The organism is Methanosarcina mazei S-6 (assembly GCF_000970205.1).
Lineage (GTDB): Archaea > Halobacteriota > Methanosarcinia > Methanosarcinales > Methanosarcinaceae > Methanosarcina > Methanosarcina mazei.
In genome coordinates this window covers 2,675,575-2,692,679 of the sequence record NZ_CP009512.1, presented here as the reverse complement: position 1 = coordinate 2,692,679, position 17,105 = coordinate 2,675,575, and the positions used below count along the sequence as shown (strand labels likewise).

The following is a 17,105-nucleotide window of genomic DNA, read 5'->3' as shown; positions in this document are numbered from 1 at the left end:
GAATAGACAACTGATTTATTTCCTTCTCTCCAGAACAGCGTAACACCTAAAAATGAATAAGACTTTCTTAGTTGCACAGCAGGGTAAGAGTAATAATTTCATTTTCTTTTGATGGGAGTTATTTGAATGGCAAGTAAAGTATATTTCTCAGACCTGAGGGCAAAAAATCCCTACGAGAGCAAGATAAGCAAGATCCAGAAGCTTTTCGATAAAGCAGGATTTGTCGAGCTGCTCGGAGCAGAAGACCTGACCGCAATCAAGATCCATTTCGGAGAATACGGGAATGACGGCTACATAAACCCGGTCTTTGTCAGGCAGGTAGTTGATAAAATAAGGGCAGCCGGAGCGAAACCGTTTATCACGGACACAAACACCCTCTACTCCGGGAGCCGGCATAATGCGGTTGACCACCTGACAACAGCCATAGAACATGGTTTTGATTACTCTGTCGTCCGGGCTCCGCTCATTATTTCGGACGGGCTTAAGAGCCAGAACATAGCAGAGGTCGATATCAGGCAGAAGCACTTCAAAACCGTGAAAATAGGGTCTGACATCGTTGAAGCCGATTCCATGATTGTGATGTCCCATTTCAAGGGCCATATCATGGCAGGGTTTGGGGGTGCTATCAAAAACCTGGCAATGGGATGTGCGCCTGCGGCGGGTAAAAAAGACCAGCATTACCCTACAAGCCCGCACGTTGTCGAGGAGAAGTGCATCGGCTGCGGGAACTGCGTGGAAATCTGTCCTGTAGGAGCAGCATCCCTCGAAGGCGATGTTTCCAGAATAAATCCCGGAGTCTGCATCAGCTGCGGGCAGTGCATGGAGGTCTGTCCCGAAAACGCCATCGACCTCAACTGGGAACAGGACATCCCCGAGTTCCTGGAGTGTATGACTGAATACGCATGTGGAGCTGTAATTGGAAAAGAAAACAGGGTAGGCTATATCAATTTCCTGCTTAAAATCACCCCGGACTGCGACTGTGTGCCCTGGAGTGATGCGCCCATTGTGCCTGATATAGGAATCCTTGCATCAACAGACCCTGTGGCTCTCGACCAGGCAAGCTACGACCTTGTTAACAGGCAGAAAGGGCTTGTGGGCTCTGCTCTCCACTGCAACCATGAAGCAGGAGCTGACAAGTTTAAAGGGACCTGGCCTAAAATTGACGGTACTCACCAGCTTGAATATGCTGAACTAATCGGGATGGGGAGCAGGGAATACGAGCTGATAGAGATCTGAGGTAAACCGCTTTTTTGGCTCTTTGTTTAACCCTTTCTAATATTTTAATTTCTTCTCTTTTTTAATTTCTTCTCTTTTTTAATTTCTTCTCTTTTTTAATTTCTTCTCTTTTTTAATTTCTTCTCTTTTTTAATTTTTGTGTTTTTTTGACCCTTTTTAATTGACCCTTTTTAAGATATACAGCTCAACAGGTAACATGAAACATTGCAATGTTTTTTCCTTTGCTTTTGTTCCAGATTTTTATTGCTTCAGGGGTCGGAAGGAGTTTAACCTTGCAGTCTTTTTTCCTGAAATATTTCTCTGCTTTTTTCGAAAGCTCTACGTAGCCGGTCTGCCCAGTCCCCATAATGAGCTTCTCTGCTCCTTTTTCATGGATGTATTTCGCTTCTTCAAGCGAGATCTTATGGGATGTTCCGTACAGTTTTTTTGAAAGCTTTTTCCTGCGTTTTTCGACCTTCCCGTCCAATCGGATAAGGATATCATAATTAAAGGTTTTTCCCCTGACAGTTATCGAACCAAAACTTGTGGAATTGATTTTCGGTTTCACATTTTCCCCTCCTCAAAACGAAATTTCATTTTGCATACAGCACTCTGACAGCACTCTTTATGAGACCACAGGCTTATTACCCTGCAGGAAACAAATGAATACGGGAGAACATTGTCCCGCCTTTTTCAATAATCGCATATCCCGGAACAGGGAATTTCGCAGGAATGAGATTTGTAAATGATTCACGAAGCAATGTTTTATGAAAAGCTCGCCGAAAATGAGGTGCAATGCAACCTCTGTGCTCACAGATGCAGGGTCAGGCCCGGTAAACGGGGCATTTGCGGAGTAAGGGAAAACTGTGAAGGGTCGCTTTTTTCCCTGGTCTACGGAGGAGTTGCAAACGAAGATGTGGCGAACATAGAACAGAAGCCTTTTTATCACTATTACCCAGGGTCCACGGCATACTCTGTCGGGACCATAGGCTGCAACTTCAGGTGCAGGCACTGCCAGAACTGGAGGCTTTCCAGAGCAGCCCCTGAGGATGCTTTTCTGGGAACCCTCAGCCCTTCCCAGCTTGTCATGCAGGCTAAAATGGCGGGCTGTCAGTCGGTTTCCTGGACTTACAATGAACCCACGGTCTGGTATGAATATACTTACGAAGGGGCAAGGCTTGCAAAAGAAGAAGGTCTGGGGACAAGCTATGTGACAAATGGTTACATTACGCCTGAAGCTCTCGAAAATATTGCCCCTTACCTCGACGCTTTCAGCGTAGATATCAAGGGTTTTTCCGAAGCATTCTACAGGGAGATTTGCGGGGCAAAACTGGCTCCCGTACTGGAAACATCAAGGCTTGCAAAAGAACTGGGGATCCATGTAGAAGTCGTAAACCTGGTAATTCCAACTCATAATGATTCTCCCGACGAGATTAGGGAACTTTCCCGCTGGGTTTACGAAAACCTGGGGAAGGATACCCCTCTTCACTTCAACCGCTTCCACCCTCACTACGAAATGAAGCACCTTCCTCCTACACCCATAAATACTCTTGACAGGGCACGCTCAATTGCAATTGAGGAAGGCATGCGTTTCGTGTATATTGGCAATGTACCTGGGCACCCTCATGAGAATACTTACTGTCCTGAATGTGGGAGCCTGCTGATTGCAAGAGGGTTTTTCGAAGTCCAGGAGTATAACATAAGCCCGGATAAGACCTGCCCAAAATGCGGAGAAACAATTCCTATTACAGGAGAATATCGAAAAAGTTCAGGTATGATTTAATTCTGTTTCTATTTTGTTAATTTAAAGCTGTGTAAGCTAAAAGACAATTTTTCGTGTTAAGAAAAGTATTATCAAGGCTGAAGGATTTTTTTTCAGTGTATTGTCTCTTTACTGTTGTGTCGGTGCCAGCTGTTTTATTCTCTAGTTAACAGGGCTGACAGGCCGACTATTGCAGAGGCAGCATATGAGAAGAATAATAAAAATTCTGCCTGAGTTCCGGAAGAGATCATACAGTCGATCAAATGTACCTATTTTTATGAAAAGTATTATTTCGAAAGTTTTATCAATCTTGGATATTCTCCTTATTTGAGCATAATAATAAAGAAATTATTAATAACAAATGCTAATTAGGCAAAATAAAATTTTAATTGGTGCTCAGCTTTCTTGTTTAATTATATGGAATTGAAAATTTCTTTGTTATTTGATGAAATGGTGTTTGAAAAGAGGTGTGAAAATGAAAGTCCTTATTTGTGGTAAAGGTGGAAGCGGCAAGAGTACGGTTACCGCCCTGCTTGCCAAGGCAATGGCAAGAAGAGGGTACAATGTGCTTGTTGTGGACAGCGATGAGTCAAATTTCGGGCTGCACAGGCAGCTTGGTGTTGAAATGCCTGATGATTTCATGAATTACCTGGGAGGGAAAAAGGCTCTCGGAGAAAAGATGATGAAGGCTTTCCAGAAAGGAGAGGCTGCAAGCATTTTTGAAGAAAAATGGGGAATACCCGAAATCCCGGAGGCTTACACTGCAACAAACGGCAATATAAAAATGATGGCTGTGGGAAAAATCCACGATTTTGGAGAGGGCTGCGCCTGTCCTATGGGTGCGCTTGCCAGGCACCTCCTGAAAAATATAGAGACAACGTCGGAAGACCTTGTGCTTGTCGACACGGAAGCCGGGATAGAGCACTTCGGAAGAGGAGTTGAGGAAGGGTGCGACCTTTTGCTGATGGTGCTTGATCCATCTTACGAGTCCATAAGGCTTTCAGAAAAAATAAGGCAGCTTGCAGAAAAAGCCGGGAAGCCCCTGTACTTCATCCTTAACCGTGCAGATAAGATAGGGACTCATTTTATGATGGAAACTGTGGATAAGACTCACGTCCTGGCTTCAGTGCCGTCGGATATGGAAGTTTTCAGGGCAGGTTTTGCAGGCGAAGAACTGAATGTGGAACTCCCGGAAATAGAGGCCATTGCTGACTTCCTTGTTTCCGGAAATAGAGCCTGAAAATATTCAGGAAAAGATTTTGATATCAGTATTTCAGCAGATGTACCGGGCATGAACATCATAATTTCTGCATTCCTCCACAGATATATCAGTTCACTGCCTGGTTTTTTTTATGTGTCCGATTCCAACAAAAGCTGGCTGAAAAATGTTCAGATATTTCCTGCATAAGCAGATATATATTCTGTTTTGAAATCAACTTTAGTTGTCATGATCTCAATTCTATTTTTTAAAAAGGTACATATAGCAGATACAACCAGTTAATATATGATATTATATTACCCAATTTTACTGGAGATGACTGAAAGTGACCATCTGGGAATACGATGTTAAAGAGATCAGGTTCAGTGAGTGGTCAAAGGCAAAGGAAGACCTTAACAACCTTGGAGTTGAAGGCTGGGAGCTAATTAAGTTTTCAAACGAAATAGATGAAAACGGCATGGTAGCAGCTGTTTTCAAAAGGCCCGTTGATTATGTCGATGCAGCCTTCTAAAACTCTTTTTATATTTACTGTTTCTTGATTTGTTTTTCTTTTATCTGTTTCAAGTCTGATTTTTGATTCCTGAAACTAAATCGCCCTCAGTTTACCTGCTGATCCTTTAACCTGCTGATTTTTTAATCTGGTGACTCTTTAACCCGCTGATTTTTCTGATAATCCTTTGATCTGCTGATCCTTCTGATAATTCTTTAATCTGATGATCCTTCAATCTGATTACCCTTAATTTTTTTCTGCTCTTTCTTTTTCTACTTCTTTTTCCTGCTTAGAAGCTGGTCGCAGGCTGCCATAAAGAACATTTCCTGTTTTTTTCGGATACAGTATTTTACAGTATTTTATACTTCATCTTTACCCAACGCTTTCCTTGATTTTTGTACAGCGTCTTTTTTTGTACAGCTTCTTTACTCTACATCTTTACTCTACATCTTTACTCTACATCTTTACTCTACATCTTTACTCTACATCTTTACTCTACATCTTTACTCTACATCTTTACTTTATACGCATTTTTTTATAACGCCTTTACTCAACGTCTTCATAACGTCCATGCAGTATTACATCCTGTTAACAGCGTTTACTTGTTTTGTTATAAGAAAAATCTTTTATCTTATTAAATGTTACATTATTTTATCAAAATAATAATTGTAGGGCAGTACATCTGGAGTTATCGTTTTGAAAAACAATCTGCAAGCCTGGTTTGAAGATATTTATCCGGGGTAAATGAAGCTTTTTTACGGCTGATATTCTCCGGTTTTGATCCCTTTAACCAGTTTCTTTCAAAAATATGAGCAGACAAGAAACTTCAGGTGATTCTTAATGTTAAAACGTCTCTCAAAAAGCTTTGAGCTAAACCGCCCGAGAAAATATTGCTAAGTTGATCAAAGTTCTGTCAGATTCTCATTAATTATGTTTCCACCATCGAAAATCGAGGACTGTTTATGAATCGAAGTTTCAAGTTGATTCTGATAATCTTTATGCTGCTTGCCGTAATCGGAGCAAGTGCCTGCATAGGAGAAGAAAAGGAAGGGACTGCAAAAGGTTCGGTTTCCGGAGAAGGCTCCCAGGGACTTGTCGTGGGCATAGGTACGGATGTCAGCAACTGGTACCTTAACACGTTTGCATCCGGTGACGCACGTTTTGTCTGGTCTCAGGTTTATGAAACCCTTGTAAGGCTTGATTCGGATCTGAATATCATTCCGGGTCTTGCCGAATCCTGGGAAACTCCTGATGAAGGCAAGACCTGGATCTTCCACCTTCGCGAAAATGTCACTTTCCACGACGGTACCCCTTTAAATGCGGATTCGGTTGTGTTCTCTTATTCCAACCAGTCCTATGTAAGGCAGGCTGTCTTAAAGCCTGTACAGAGCGTGGAAGCCGTTGACGAGTATACCGTGAAATTTGTCCTGGCAAAACCCATGCCATTGCCTTATTACCTGACCCATATAGCCTGGCCTGTAATGGGACCCGGCTGCGTTGACTCCGAAGGGAACTTTGTTAAACCCGTAGGTACCGGGCCTTTTATGTTTGAATCTCAGAAAAAAGACCAGGAAGTGGTGCTCACAAGAAACGAGGCATACTGGGGAGAAAAATCGCTTCTTGATAAGGTCACTTTCAAGGTAATTCCTGAAGCCGCTACCAGGGTTATCGCCCTTGAGACCGGGGAAGTGGACATGATAATCAAGGTCCCTGAGTATGATGTTAAAAGGCTTGAAGCCAAAGATGGGATCCAGATCCATAGAAAACTCACGACCTTTACGGACTTCCTCCAGTTTAACTGCGACAATTCCCCCTTCAATGATACGAGGGTGCGCCAGAGCGTTGCTTATGCTGTCGATACTGAAACCCTTGTAAACGAAGTGCTTGAAGGCATTGGTGAACCTGCAGGCGGAAGACCCTATTCTCCTGTAATGATGTACTCTGACCCTGAGCTAAAGACATATGCACAGGACCTTGAGAAAGCAAAAGCTCTTCTTGAAGAAGCAGGGTGGAAAGACTCTGACGGGGATGGAATAAGGGACAGAGACGGGAAGCCTCTTCATGTGACTCTGGTAGTGAGCAAAGGAGTCTGGGCACCCAGGCATAATCCCATGGCTCAGGTTGTGCAGGGAACTCTCAGAGAAACTGGCATGGATGTGGAAATCCAGGTGCTTGACGATGGAGCTATAAGCAAACTCGAAAGCACAGGGGACTTCGGCATGATACTGAGAAGCGGATATTTCGTCTGGGGCCCTTACCCGAAGCATTTCTTTATTCACCATTCGGCAAGCCCAAATTCGCATTACCACAATGAGACCTACGACGAGCTCGTAGATGCAGCCGATAGGACTGTTGATGCAAAGGAGCAGGAAGAACTCTATCATTCCCTGCAGGCTTTTGTGATTGAAGAAGTCCCGGCTTATTACCTTGTGCATGAAGAAAAGGTCATTGCAACCGGTCCGTCCGTAAAAGGCTATACCATAAGTTCCGAAGACCCCTGGCTGAACCTTTCGGGGGTCTATCTGGAAAGGAAGTGAGTGCAGATTTCGAAAAATGCAAAGTCAGGGAAAATATAAGCTGGAAAAAGGTAAAGTTTGAGAGAAAGTCAGGGAAAATATAGGCTGGAAAAGGTAAAGTTTGAGAGATACCCATGTGGGAATACATAGCAAAGCGTCTTGCAATGGTCTCCATTGTAATCGCGGGAGTTACGCTTGTAGCATTTTCTGCGATGTACCTTGCTCCCGGAGACCCTGCGGAGGTTATTGCCCTTGAAAGGTACGGTGAAGACCTGAGCACGGACCAGATCGAAACCGTGAGGGAGGCAGAAGGACTTGATTCCCCCGTGCATGTGCAGTACCTTATATGGCTCGGGCACCTGCTGAGGCTTGACCTTGGAAAATCGCTTGTGACATCGGAAGATGTCCTTGACGAAATCCTCCATAAACTGCCTGCCACTGCTGAACTTGCAATTGCCAGCCTGCTGATTTCCCTCCTTATAGCCCTGCCAGCCGGGATCCTGAGTGCGCTCCGGAAAAACACCTTTCTTGACAGAGGCTGCATGTTTGTTTCTCTTCTGGGGGTTTCCATCCCGAACTTCTGGCTCGGGCTCCTCCTGATCTGGCTTTTTGCCCTGACGCTTCACATGCTCCCGAGTTTCGGTTACGGGAGTCTCAAGCATTTTGTCCTCCCTGCCCTGACCCTTGGCACTTCAATGGCTGCTGTTACTGCAAGGCTGACTCGCGCAAGCCTTCTTGAGGTTATGGGGCAGGAATACATTGTGGCTGCCCGGGCAAGGGGGCTTGACGAACGTACGGTCCTTTTCAGGCACGCTCTGAAGAACGCCCTTCTTCCGGTTGTCACATTTGCAGGGATGCAGCTGGGTTACCTTCTGGGAGGAGCAGTGGTTGTGGAGACTATCTTCTCCTGGCCGGGAATTGGAAAACTCCTTGTCGACTCGATTTTTGCGCGGGACTTCTCCATGATCCAGGGCTGCGTCCTCTTTATAGCAGTGCTATTTTCCCTATCCAGCCTGGCAGTTGACCTCCTCTATGCAGTGCTTGACCCGAGGATAAGATATGACAGACATGATTGAGAAAACAGAGATTACCGAAAAAGCGTACCTGGCTGAAAAAAGGCTGGGAATCGCAGAGTTCCGGAATAACAGGCTTGCGGTTTCAGGCCTCCTGCTTATCGTCGTTCTCTGCATTCTGTCTCTATTTGCTCCTGAAATTGCCCCTCACGATCCCTTTGTCCAGAGGCTTGACAGCAGGCTTCTTTCCCCTTCCCAGGAATATCCTTTCGGAACAGATGAGCTTGGGCGCTGCATTTTTTCAAGGGTCATCTACGGCACGCGAATCTCACTTGGCATAGGAATCCTTGTAGTTGCAGCAACGTCTGTTGCAGGCACGGCTATCGGGCTGCTTTCGGGGTACAGCGGAGGACTGCTCGATGAAGCTTTAATGAGAGGAGTGGATATCGTGATGGCTTTTCCCAATATCATCCTCGCACTTGTGATTGCAGGGCTGATGGGTCCGGGTTTTTTCAGTGTTGTACTTGCCCTTGCCGTTACCCAGTGGCCTGCCTATGCCAGGCTTGTGCGCGGGCAGGTCCTGTCCCTCAGGAAGAGAGCTTTTGTGGAGGCGGCAAGGGCTCTCAGGCCTTCGGATTTTTACATAATAAGAAAACACATCCTTCCAAACTGCATGGAACCCGTAATCGTGCTTGCGACCCTTGAGATCGCACATGTCATAATCTTCGCTTCAGCCCTGAGCTTTCTTGGACTGGGGATCCAGCCTCCGGTCCCTGAATGGGGCTCAATGCTAAAAGCCGGTATCCCGTATCTCCGTACCGCCCCACACCTCACATTTTTCCCGGGGTTGATGATTATATTCACGGTCTTTGCATTCAATTTTGCAGGAGACGGCTTAAGGGACAGCCTAGGGCAGCCTGAAAACCAGGAGGTGCTCGCAAGGTGAGTTTTCCTGTTCTCACAGTAGAAGACCTGAATGTTTCTTTCAAAACCTCAAAAGGGGTTGTAAAAGCCAATGAGGGTGTCTCCCTTGAGGTGAGAGAGGGAGAGATTTTAGGGCTTATAGGGGAAACCGGTTGCGGAAAAACCACCTTCGGGAAAGCTATTTTGAGACTGCTCTCAGGAAAAGTGAAACTTGAAGGAAAAATAGTTTACAGGGGTACGGATATCCTTGCCCTTCCCGAAAAGGAAATGCGGCGGTTTCGGGGAAAGGAAATAGGGATAATGCTCCAGAACCCTTCAGCCTGCCTCAACCCTGTCCTTTCTGCAGGCAGGCAGATTGCGGAAATTTACCGCTACCATGAAGGCATGGGAAAAAAGGAAGCTGAAAAAAAAGCCGGAGAGATGCTCGAGCTTGTGGGAATAAGCTCTTTGAGGAAAGATGACTACCCCCACCAGTTCAGCGGAGGGATGCTTCAGAGGGTTATGGTTGCGATAGGTCTTGCCCTGAGGCCCGGACTCCTGATCGCAGATGAGCCTACAAAGGGGCTTGACACGGATACAAAACTGCAGATAGCAGAACTGATTGTCGGGCTTGTGCGCAAAGAAAACGCTTCCATGCTCCTTGTCACACACGACCTTGAACTTGCTGGCAGGCTTGCAGACAGGATTGCAGTCATGTATGCAGGAGAAATTGTTGAAATCGGAAAGGCGGAAGAAGTTATTTCCAATCCCGGGCACCCTTACACCTGTGACCTGCTTCATTCCCTTCCGGGCAAAGGGTTAAAGGCTGTTTCAGGGCAGATCCCCAGCCTCGTTTCTCCTCCATCGGGCTGCAGGTACCATCCGCGCTGCAGTTGTCGGTTTGAGGCATGCTTACAGGTCCGTCCGGAACTTCTTAAAAATGAGGGCGGGCGCTTTATCCGCTGCCTTCTTTCCGGAAAGGAGTGGAAAACCGAAAATACAGCTGATTCTCCCATCAGGGAACAGCCTGCCTTCAGCTGTACGGAGGAAGAGACATGGCACTTTTGAAGGTTGAAAACCTGAGAAAGTACTATTATTCGGGACTGTTCAAAAAAGAGGTCCACAGAGCGGTTGATGGGGTCAGTTTTGAGGTTGAGAAAGGGGAAACCCTCGGTCTTGTCGGAAGAAGCGGCTGTGGAAAATCCACACTTGGAAGAACGGTTTTGAGGCTTCTTGAACCAACTTCCGGCAGGGTGCTTTTTGATGAGCAGGACATTTCAGGTTTCAAAGGCAGTTCCCTTAAAAGCCTCGGGACGAGAATGCAGATCATCTTTCAGAACCCGGAATCCTGCCTGAACCCGAGGATGAAGGTCTATGATGCTGTTGCCGAACCTCTGAGGCTCCACAGGATCTGTGAAAGAAGCGAGGAGAGGGGACGGGTGCGGGAGCTGATAGAGGCAGTTTCCCTGAGCGAAGAACTGCTTTTCCGATATCCCAGGGAACTGAGCGGAGGACAGCTCCAGAGGGTTGCAATAGCCAGGGTACTTGGCATGAATCCCGAATTCATAGTTGCAGATGAGCCAACTTCCATGCTTGACCCGCTTGTCCAGGCGCAGATCCTTTCTCTGCTCAAAAACCTGCAAACAGAGTACGGGATCAGCTTTCTATTCATCTCACACGATATGCAGGTAATTGAGTGGATGAGTGATAGAATCGCTTTCATGGAGGAAGGAAAAATTGTCGGTTTCAGGTAATGCTGCAATACGGGAATTCTGTAGTCCTTTGCCCGGTTTGACCGGTTATGCTGAATTTATTTTTACCTGCTTGCTTTTTCTCTGTTTAACTCTAAATCATAATCTATAAACTACATCTCTTCATAAACTATATTCAGTCGGATCAAACAGATAAATAAATGAAAATGAACAGGGAAATATATGAAAATAGGAGAAATGGTATGGAAGACAAAGACAAGGATACGGAAAATAAAGCTCGGAATCAGACTGAGTCACCTGTTGACCTGATGCAGAAGCCTGAGATAGATGCCGACAGATTTTTCAAGCTGTTTGACTCCTCTGTCCAGGGCCTCAGGCAGTGCAGGCTCATTTCTGCAGCTTTTGAGCTTGGAGTTTTTAAAGCCCTTGAAGTCCCTTTGTCCGCAGGGGCTCTGGCTGAAAAAATTGGCTGTGACCCTGCGCTCATGCCTCATTTCTGCGAGGCACTGCATAGCCTCGGGCTACTTGACAGGTTTGAGGAAGGGATAAGCGAAGAAAAGGAAAACGCGCAGATTGCAGTAAAGGGCACAGGAGAAGCCGAAGGGAAAGAAAAACCCGGAGACGAACCCGGTGACAGAATAAAAAATGACGGCGCAGTGTATTTTGTCTCGGAGCTCAGTGCAACTTATCTTCCTGGAAACTCTCCGTTTTCCCAGAAGCACTACCTTGCCGAAAGGATAAGAAATGTAGAGCGCTGGTCCCGCCTTCCTCAGATTATGAGACAGGGACCTGATATTGTTGAGAAAGGGCCTTTTTTCGGGGAAGTTGTACACTGCATGGCTGAAAACGCACGCTGTGGGCTTCTTCAGGAAACTGTCAGGGTTGTCATGGAAAACGTTGATTTTACAAATGTCAAAAAGTTTCTTGACCTTGGAGGAGGGCACGGGCTTTATTCAATTGCTCTGACAAGCCTGAACGAGAACCTTCAGGCTTTTGTTTTCGACCTCCCACCGGTTACCAGCGAAACAAGATATTTCATAGATAAGTATGGGGCTTCAAGGGTGGACATAATTCCGGGTGACTTTTTTAAAGATGATATCGGAAGCGATTATGACGTTATATTCTCTTCCTTTAACCCTGGAGGAAAGGTGCCTTCCCTTATTCCAAAAATTGCCGGAGCCTTAAAGCCGGAAGGGGTTTTCATAACAAGGCAGGTTCCTGATGAAAGCATGAAATCCAGCCCTCTCATGAGCCTTGACTGGAACCTCTGGACTTTTGAAGATGTTAAAAAAGGAAGTTCCGGCTACAGTTTCGAAAACAGCGTTCCTTTCAGTGAATACATAGATATGCTGGGGAATCACGGGCTTGAAGTTTTTCGTGCCCTTGACATGACGGACGGGTCAAGAATCGTATTTGCATGGAAAGTGACCTGAGTTTTGTAGAAACAGAAAGCCACTGCAAAATCATATGGGCAGGATATCATAAGTCTGCATATGAAAATTATGTGTCTGTATATAAAATTTATAATTATATATATAAAAGTTATATGTCTACATATAAAAGTTATAAGTCTACATATAAATATTATAAATCTGCAGATGAAAGTTCATGACGGTTCCTTCAAACAGGAACTGTCAAAGGACTTTTTGCAAAGCTGACTGCCCTGATAAAATCAGTCCGTTTTTTTTCCGTGGACAGGGCATTTGTCGCGGTTTTCGGGGGAGTAATATATATATTTTCCGGTCTCGACAAAATACCTGAAATGCTCTATCCAGATTCTTGACTCGTCTTCTTTATCCGTGAATTCCACAAACTTTTTCAGGATTTTCGCAGTTTTTGGGTCAAGGATGTGCTCAATCTTGCAGGCGTCTTCTTCTGCCGTCTTTTCATCAAGCCCCAGGTGCATGAGAAATTCTTTGAGCATGCTGTATTTTTCTCTTGTCTTTCTGGCGATTTCCGTCCCTTTTTCAGTAAGGGTTACTCCGCCATACTTTTCATAATTTATATAGCCTTCTTTATCCAGTTTTTTGAACATACCTGTTACAGTAGAGGGGCCGAGTTCAAGCTCTTTCGCTACATCTTTAACTTTTGCGTATCCTTTTTCTTCCACAATTGAGGCGATAATTTTCAGGTAGTCTTCATCTCTTTCTGTAGTCATAAAACTCGAACCTTTTTTTGTATGCCGAATATTTTTCGATTATATTCAATTATGCGGGAAAGACATATAAGGATAGCTGTACGGTAAGCAAAAAAATAAAAGGTAAAGAATTGGAATCAAAAGTGGAATAAAGGACTGAAACTAAAGTTAAAACCTTTGTGAAATAAATCTCTCTGTGAAATAAATCTCTCTGTGAAATAAATCTCTCTGTGAAATAAATCTCTCTGTGAAATAAATCCCGCTATGAAGTAAACCCCCTTGTAAAGTAAACCCCTCTGTGAAATATAAATTTTTGAAAATTTTTCTTCCCTTATTTAAGTGCAGGTATTTTCGGAGAGGAAGACAGGATAATAATTTTCGGGAGTTTTTCAAGCTTGGGAGGCATCTCTTTCCTGTCTTCCTTTCCTTTAAGCCGAGATTTCAAAAACCCGGATGCTTTGCATCCTCTTGCCTTAAAATTTAAAGTATTTTTTCAGTTCTCGTTTTTATTTCTGGTCCTGTATTTTGTTCGCTTTCTGGTCTGTTTATGCACATTTAAGGTCAGGGAGGCTGCGCCCGGGTTTTGAAATCTCCTGTTTTGTTCATCAGGATTTTTCAGGTTAGCCGGTCTGGCTGTGACAGACTCTTTTTCCCTTCTCGGTCAGCCTGTAAACCGTGCCTGTTGAAACGGTGGGTTTTTCTAAAAACCCGCAACATCCACAGTTTTTGCAGGAGCCGGGACAGGAAGAGGATAAGACGGAACTGTTGTCCGTAACTTTTTCAATATGTCCCATTCTTTCCATTATTTCGAGTAAGCCTCTAAGCTGCTGCGTACTCATTTTCAAATGTCCCGATATCTCATTGAAAGACATATTGCCTTTATTTTCCACTTCCGCTATCTGTTTTAACACATACATGTATCCGAGTACCATAATCTGTTTTCTCCATATCCCCAAATTTTTTCTTATTCTGTAATTCCTTCTGAATCCTGTAGCCTGAACGTTTTTCCCCCTGCTGTGTATACTGCCAGGGAAATCAGGCCGAGGTAAAGTGCAGGTTTAATGCCGGAAAGAAGTGTCCACTGCTCAAATCCGTCAGCTGACAGTACCCTGGCGTTGACGACGTCGGCAATAAAAGTCAGCAGATACAGAGCTCCAAAGAGCAGGGAAAGTACGATTCCCACATAAACATAGGCTTTTCCTTCAAAGGACCCTTTTGAAAACTCAACAGTCCCGTGTAAGTAAACTGCACCCACTATCGCAAGCACCAGACCTCCGGCAACCTCAGGGGGGAACAGGCTGGCGGATATAAAGTCATAGGGCAGAAGACCTGTTCCTTTCATGACCTGTAAGCCTCCGATTCCGAGGTATGTTGCCCCCCAGAGGAGAGTAAAACATGTCAGGGTTCTGTTCTCATTTTCCATTCACATCAGCTCCTCATGCAAACACTATATTTCCCATTTTTACCGTCAAAAATGCCATTATCCATGCCACAGCTGTCGAATAGGCGGCTGCAAAAAACATCCATTTCCAGGAACCCGACTCTTTTTTGATTACCGCAACCGCTCCTATGCAGGGAACGTAAAGAAGGGTAAACACCATAAGCCCGAGTGCAACAGCAGGTGTAAATATCGGGTCTGCGGCAAGCGCCGAAGATAGCATCCCTTCATCTGCTCCTGTGCCGTAAAGGGTTCCCAGGGAGCCTATGACAACCTCTTTGGCAAGGAACCCGAATATGAGGGAAATTGCAATTTTCCAGTCAAAACCCAGAGGTGCTACCAGAGGTTCGAGCAGTTTCCCGAGGCTGCCGATGTAGCTTTCCGCACTTCCGTATTCAACTCCCTGAGGGAAGTATGCAAGCAGCCATATAACCATCACTCCTCCAGCAATTACGGTACCAGCTCTTTTGAGGTAAAGGAAGCCCTGGTTCATCATGTACTTGAAAGAATTGACAGCCGAAGGCCTGTGGTAGGGAGGAAGTTCCATTATAAAGGCAGACGGGCTGCCTTTGAAAATGATGGTTCTGAAAAGCTTGGCAGACACTATTGCCACAATAATTCCAAGCACATAGATCCCGAAGATAACGGATCCCGCCTGTTTACCGAAAAATGTCCCTGCCAGCAGCACGTAAACAGGCATCCTGGCTCCGCAGGACATGAATGGTGTAACCATCATTGTGATAAGGCGGTCTGCTCTGTCTTCAAGGGTACGGGTTGCCATAACAGCCGGGACAGAACACCCGAACCCCATGAGCATCGGAATAAATGATTTTCCCTGAATTCCCATCGCATACATCAGCCTGTCCATGATAAAGGCTGCTCTTGCCAGATATCCGCTGTCTTCCAGCAAAGCGAGGAGGAAGAACAGGATGAAGATGTTGGGGACAAAGAGCATGACAGATCCAGCTCCTGCAATTATCCCATCTGCAAGCAGGGATGAAAACCAGGGTGAATCTATGTTTGCAGTGACTATTTCGGCAAGAAGGCCGAAAAACATCTCAATAATTCCCATGAAAGGGGTTGCGAAGGCAAATGTCAGCTCAAACATTCCCCACATCAGGGCAAGGAATATGGGGATCCCCAGGTACCTGTTTGTAAGCACCTTATCAATCATATCCGAGCCTGACATTATTTCAACGTGGCTCTTACTCACCTCAGGAAGGAGCTTGCTTATGAATTCATAACGCTTATCAGCCATTTCGGCTTCGTATTCTTCAGTGTTCAGGCCGGAAAGGAATTTTTTAACTTCAGCCTCTATCTTTGAGGAAGTTAGCTTTGAGTGCGCATTTTCATCCCCTTCCAGCAGTTTGATGCTCAACCACCTGGAAGGATACCTGGCCATAAGAGTTTCATCTTCAGCCAGAACCCGTTCCAGATGTCGGATTTTCTCCTCTATTTTTTCACCGTACTCTATTTTATTATTGGAAGGTCTGGCAGAGCCGGATTTTGAAATGACTGCGTCAAGGAGTTCATTGATACCTTTGCTTTCTTTTGCGGTTGTTTTTATCAATGAGACTTCAGGCAATTTCTCAAGCGCATGGGCGTTTAAGCCTTCACCCCTTTTTTCTGCAAGATCGGACATGTTGAGGGCAAGGATAAGGTTCGTGCCGATTTCCAGAAGCTGGGTGCTCAGGTAAAGATTGCGTTCCAGATTTGTCGAGTCAAGGACCTGTACTACGACATCAGGTTTTTCTTCAAGGATGTAATCCCTGGCAACAACCTCGTCAGCGGAATAGGCTGTAAGGCTGTAGGTGCCGGGAAGGTCCACAATTTCAAGGACATGTCCTCCATATGCCTTTGTACCTATTTTTTTCTCAACTGTTACCCCTGGCCAGTTTCCTACCTTTTGCCTGGCTCCGGTAATGGCATTGAAAATGGTCGTCTTTCCCACATTGGGGTTTCCTGTAAGTGCAACCCTTATCTTATTCTCAACCAATTTCCGCACCTTCAAATGAATCCGGCTCTACCATGATTTTCATAGCCATTCCTTTTCCAAGGGCGTATCTGGCTCCGTTTACATTAACAAGCAGATTTCCTCTCTCGCACCCTATAAGCCGGACAGAAGACGAGGGTGTGAATCCCATCTCTATTAATCTTCTCCTGAGCTCAGCACCTGCTCGAACTTCGCTGATCCGGCAGCCTTTTCCTTCCTGGAGCATTGTAAGAGGCATCTGTGCGGGCAAATTAACCCTCCATCTGTTCAACAATTATCATCTCAGCTTCTTTTTTCCTGAGAGACAGGTTGTACCCTTTTAGCTTGAAATCTACAGGGTCTCCCAGCGGGGCTTTTTTGCTAACACTGAGAACAGTCCCGGGAACCATGCCCATATCGAGCAGACGCTTTCGGGAACTTCCGCCTCCCTTCACCTGAATAACACGGGCTTTCTGTCCTGTTTCCAGCATATTCAGGGTTTTATTGATGATTTCTGTCATTTTGTATCACCATAAGATATTCGGATTGCCAAAATTTTTGCTTAGCATTGAAATGCAATACCAATTATTTAAAATTTTCGCATATACGAAAATTATGTGCGTAAATGAAATAATCTTTAAGGACAAAAATCTCTATATAGAAAAGTCTGCGATGTGAAAATTCCTGGAGAACAATCAGTTTTTTGTAACAAAAAATAGCGCTTTACC

17 protein-coding genes are annotated in these 17,105 nt (G+C 45.1%); 10 read left to right on the top strand and 7 right to left on the bottom strand.

Annotation, left to right across the window (positions count from 1 at the left end; translation table 11 throughout):
• The first annotated feature begins 126 nt into the window (after positions 1-126).
• Complete coding sequence (locus tag MSMAS_RS11470; protein WP_011034479.1) at positions 127-1,236, top strand: DUF362 domain-containing protein; 1,110 nt, start codon at positions 127-129, stop codon at positions 1,234-1,236.
• A gap of 184 nt (positions 1,237-1,420) precedes the next feature.
• Here the strand turns inward: MSMAS_RS11470 and MSMAS_RS11465 are convergent, their stop codons facing one another.
• Positions 1,421-1,783, bottom strand: a complete 363-nt coding sequence (locus MSMAS_RS11465; RefSeq protein ID WP_011034480.1) for an Mth938-like domain-containing protein — start codon at positions 1,781-1,783, stop codon at positions 1,421-1,423.
• A 177-nt stretch (positions 1,784-1,960) separates the two neighbouring features.
• Here MSMAS_RS11465 and amrS point away from each other — a divergent pair, with 177 nt between their 5' ends.
• From amrS to MSMAS_RS11420, 9 genes are all read left to right on the top strand, one after another.
• Positions 1,961-2,998, top strand: coding sequence for an AmmeMemoRadiSam system radical SAM enzyme (gene amrS / locus MSMAS_RS11460; RefSeq protein ID WP_011034481.1), 1,038 nt, complete (start codon positions 1,961-1,963; stop codon positions 2,996-2,998).
• 424 nt (positions 2,999-3,422) lie between these two features.
• Complete coding sequence (locus MSMAS_RS11455; RefSeq protein ID WP_394295862.1) at positions 3,423-4,217, top strand: ATP-binding protein; 795 nt, start codon at positions 3,423-3,425, stop codon at positions 4,215-4,217.
• 304 nt (positions 4,218-4,521) lie between these two features.
• Entirely contained in the window at positions 4,522-4,707 is a 186-nt protein-coding gene (locus MSMAS_RS11450) for a hypothetical protein (protein ID WP_015412630.1), read from the top strand.
• Positions 4,708-5,648: 941 nt separating this feature from the next.
• On the top strand, positions 5,649-7,223 hold the full coding sequence (locus tag MSMAS_RS11445) for an ABC transporter substrate-binding protein (RefSeq protein WP_011034483.1): 1,575 nt from the start codon (positions 5,649-5,651) through the stop codon (positions 7,221-7,223).
• A 113-nt stretch (positions 7,224-7,336) separates the two neighbouring features.
• The gene (gene nikB / locus MSMAS_RS11440; protein WP_011034484.1) at positions 7,337-8,278 is read left to right on the top strand and encodes a nickel ABC transporter permease; all 942 of its coding nucleotides are present in this window, start codon (positions 7,337-7,339) and stop codon (positions 8,276-8,278) included.
• Positions 8,262-9,161: a nickel ABC transporter permease subunit NikC gene (gene nikC / locus MSMAS_RS11435; RefSeq protein ID WP_011034485.1), complete on the top strand. Its 900-nt coding sequence runs from the start codon at positions 8,262-8,264 to the stop codon at positions 9,159-9,161. Before nikB ends, nikC begins: the two co-directional genes overlap by 17 nt.
• Positions 9,158-10,186 carry an ABC transporter ATP-binding protein gene (locus MSMAS_RS11430; protein WP_011034486.1) on the top strand — a complete coding sequence of 343 codons (1,029 nt, stop codon included), beginning with the start codon at positions 9,158-9,160 and terminating at the stop codon, positions 10,184-10,186. Before nikC ends, MSMAS_RS11430 begins: the two co-directional genes overlap by 4 nt.
• Positions 10,174-10,872 carry an ATP-binding cassette domain-containing protein gene (locus MSMAS_RS11425; protein ID WP_011034487.1) on the top strand — a complete coding sequence of 233 codons (699 nt, stop codon included), beginning with the start codon at positions 10,174-10,176 and terminating at the stop codon, positions 10,870-10,872. The genes MSMAS_RS11430 and MSMAS_RS11425 overlap by 13 nt, the downstream gene beginning before the upstream one ends.
• Before the next feature lie 200 nt (positions 10,873-11,072).
• Positions 11,073-12,263, top strand: a complete 1,191-nt coding sequence (locus MSMAS_RS11420; protein WP_048046991.1) for a methyltransferase — start codon at positions 11,073-11,075, stop codon at positions 12,261-12,263.
• A gap of 239 nt (positions 12,264-12,502) precedes the next feature.
• Here the strand turns inward: MSMAS_RS11420 and MSMAS_RS11410 are convergent, their stop codons facing one another.
• From MSMAS_RS11410 to MSMAS_RS11385, 6 genes are all read right to left on the bottom strand, one after another.
• Positions 12,503-12,988, bottom strand: coding sequence for a metal-dependent transcriptional regulator (locus tag MSMAS_RS11410; protein WP_011034489.1), 486 nt, complete (start codon positions 12,986-12,988; stop codon positions 12,503-12,505).
• Between the two features lie 599 nt (positions 12,989-13,587).
• Complete coding sequence (locus tag MSMAS_RS11405; protein ID WP_011034490.1) at positions 13,588-13,899, bottom strand: FeoC-like transcriptional regulator; 312 nt, start codon at positions 13,897-13,899, stop codon at positions 13,588-13,590.
• A 32-nt stretch (positions 13,900-13,931) separates the two neighbouring features.
• Positions 13,932-14,390 carry a hypothetical protein gene (locus tag MSMAS_RS11400; protein ID WP_048037898.1) on the bottom strand — a complete coding sequence of 153 codons (459 nt, stop codon included), beginning with the start codon at positions 14,388-14,390 and terminating at the stop codon, positions 13,932-13,934.
• A gap of 13 nt (positions 14,391-14,403) precedes the next feature.
• On the bottom strand, positions 14,404-16,401 hold the full coding sequence (feoB, locus tag MSMAS_RS11395; protein WP_048045924.1) for a ferrous iron transport protein B: 1,998 nt from the start codon (positions 16,399-16,401) through the stop codon (positions 14,404-14,406).
• The gene (locus MSMAS_RS11390; RefSeq protein ID WP_015412641.1) at positions 16,394-16,648 is read right to left on the bottom strand and encodes a FeoA family protein; all 255 of its coding nucleotides are present in this window, start codon (positions 16,646-16,648) and stop codon (positions 16,394-16,396) included. Before MSMAS_RS11390 ends, feoB begins: the two co-directional genes overlap by 8 nt.
• 1 nt (position 16,649) lies before the next feature.
• A complete protein-coding gene (locus MSMAS_RS11385) occupies positions 16,650-16,898 on the bottom strand; it encodes a FeoA family protein (protein ID WP_011034494.1) in 249 nt (82 codons plus the stop codon).
• Positions 16,899-17,105 lie beyond the last annotated feature (207 nt).

What these genes read in the sequence shown, in the direction of transcription:
- MSMAS_RS11405 (WP_011034490.1), bottom strand. Translation starts at nt 13,899, where the DNA reads ATGGTACTCGGATACATGTATGTGTTAAAACAGATAGCGGAAGTGGAA.
- nikC (WP_011034485.1), top strand. Translation starts at nt 8,262, where the DNA reads ATGACAGACATGATTGAGAAAACAGAGATTACCGAAAAAGCGTACCTG.
- MSMAS_RS11425 (WP_011034487.1), top strand. Translation starts at nt 10,174, where the DNA reads ATGGCACTTTTGAAGGTTGAAAACCTGAGAAAGTACTATTATTCGGGA.
- MSMAS_RS11410 (WP_011034489.1), bottom strand. Translation starts at nt 12,988, where the DNA reads ATGACTACAGAAAGAGATGAAGACTACCTGAAAATTATCGCCTCAATT.
- MSMAS_RS11400 (WP_048037898.1), bottom strand. Translation starts at nt 14,390, where the DNA reads ATGGAAAATGAGAACAGAACCCTGACATGTTTTACTCTCCTCTGGGGG.
- MSMAS_RS11385 (WP_011034494.1), bottom strand. Translation starts at nt 16,898, where the DNA reads ATGACAGAAATCATCAATAAAACCCTGAATATGCTGGAAACAGGACAG.
- amrS (WP_011034481.1), top strand. Translation starts at nt 1,961, where the DNA reads ATGATTCACGAAGCAATGTTTTATGAAAAGCTCGCCGAAAATGAGGTG.
- MSMAS_RS11445 (WP_011034483.1), top strand. Translation starts at nt 5,649, where the DNA reads ATGAATCGAAGTTTCAAGTTGATTCTGATAATCTTTATGCTGCTTGCC.
- MSMAS_RS11455 (WP_394295862.1), top strand. Translation starts at nt 3,423, where the DNA reads ATGAAATGGTGTTTGAAAAGAGGTGTGAAAATGAAAGTCCTTATTTGT.
- MSMAS_RS11420 (WP_048046991.1), top strand. Translation starts at nt 11,073, where the DNA reads ATGGAAGACAAAGACAAGGATACGGAAAATAAAGCTCGGAATCAGACT.
- nikB (WP_011034484.1), top strand. Translation starts at nt 7,337, where the DNA reads ATGTGGGAATACATAGCAAAGCGTCTTGCAATGGTCTCCATTGTAATC.
- MSMAS_RS11470 (WP_011034479.1), top strand. Translation starts at nt 127, where the DNA reads ATGGCAAGTAAAGTATATTTCTCAGACCTGAGGGCAAAAAATCCCTAC.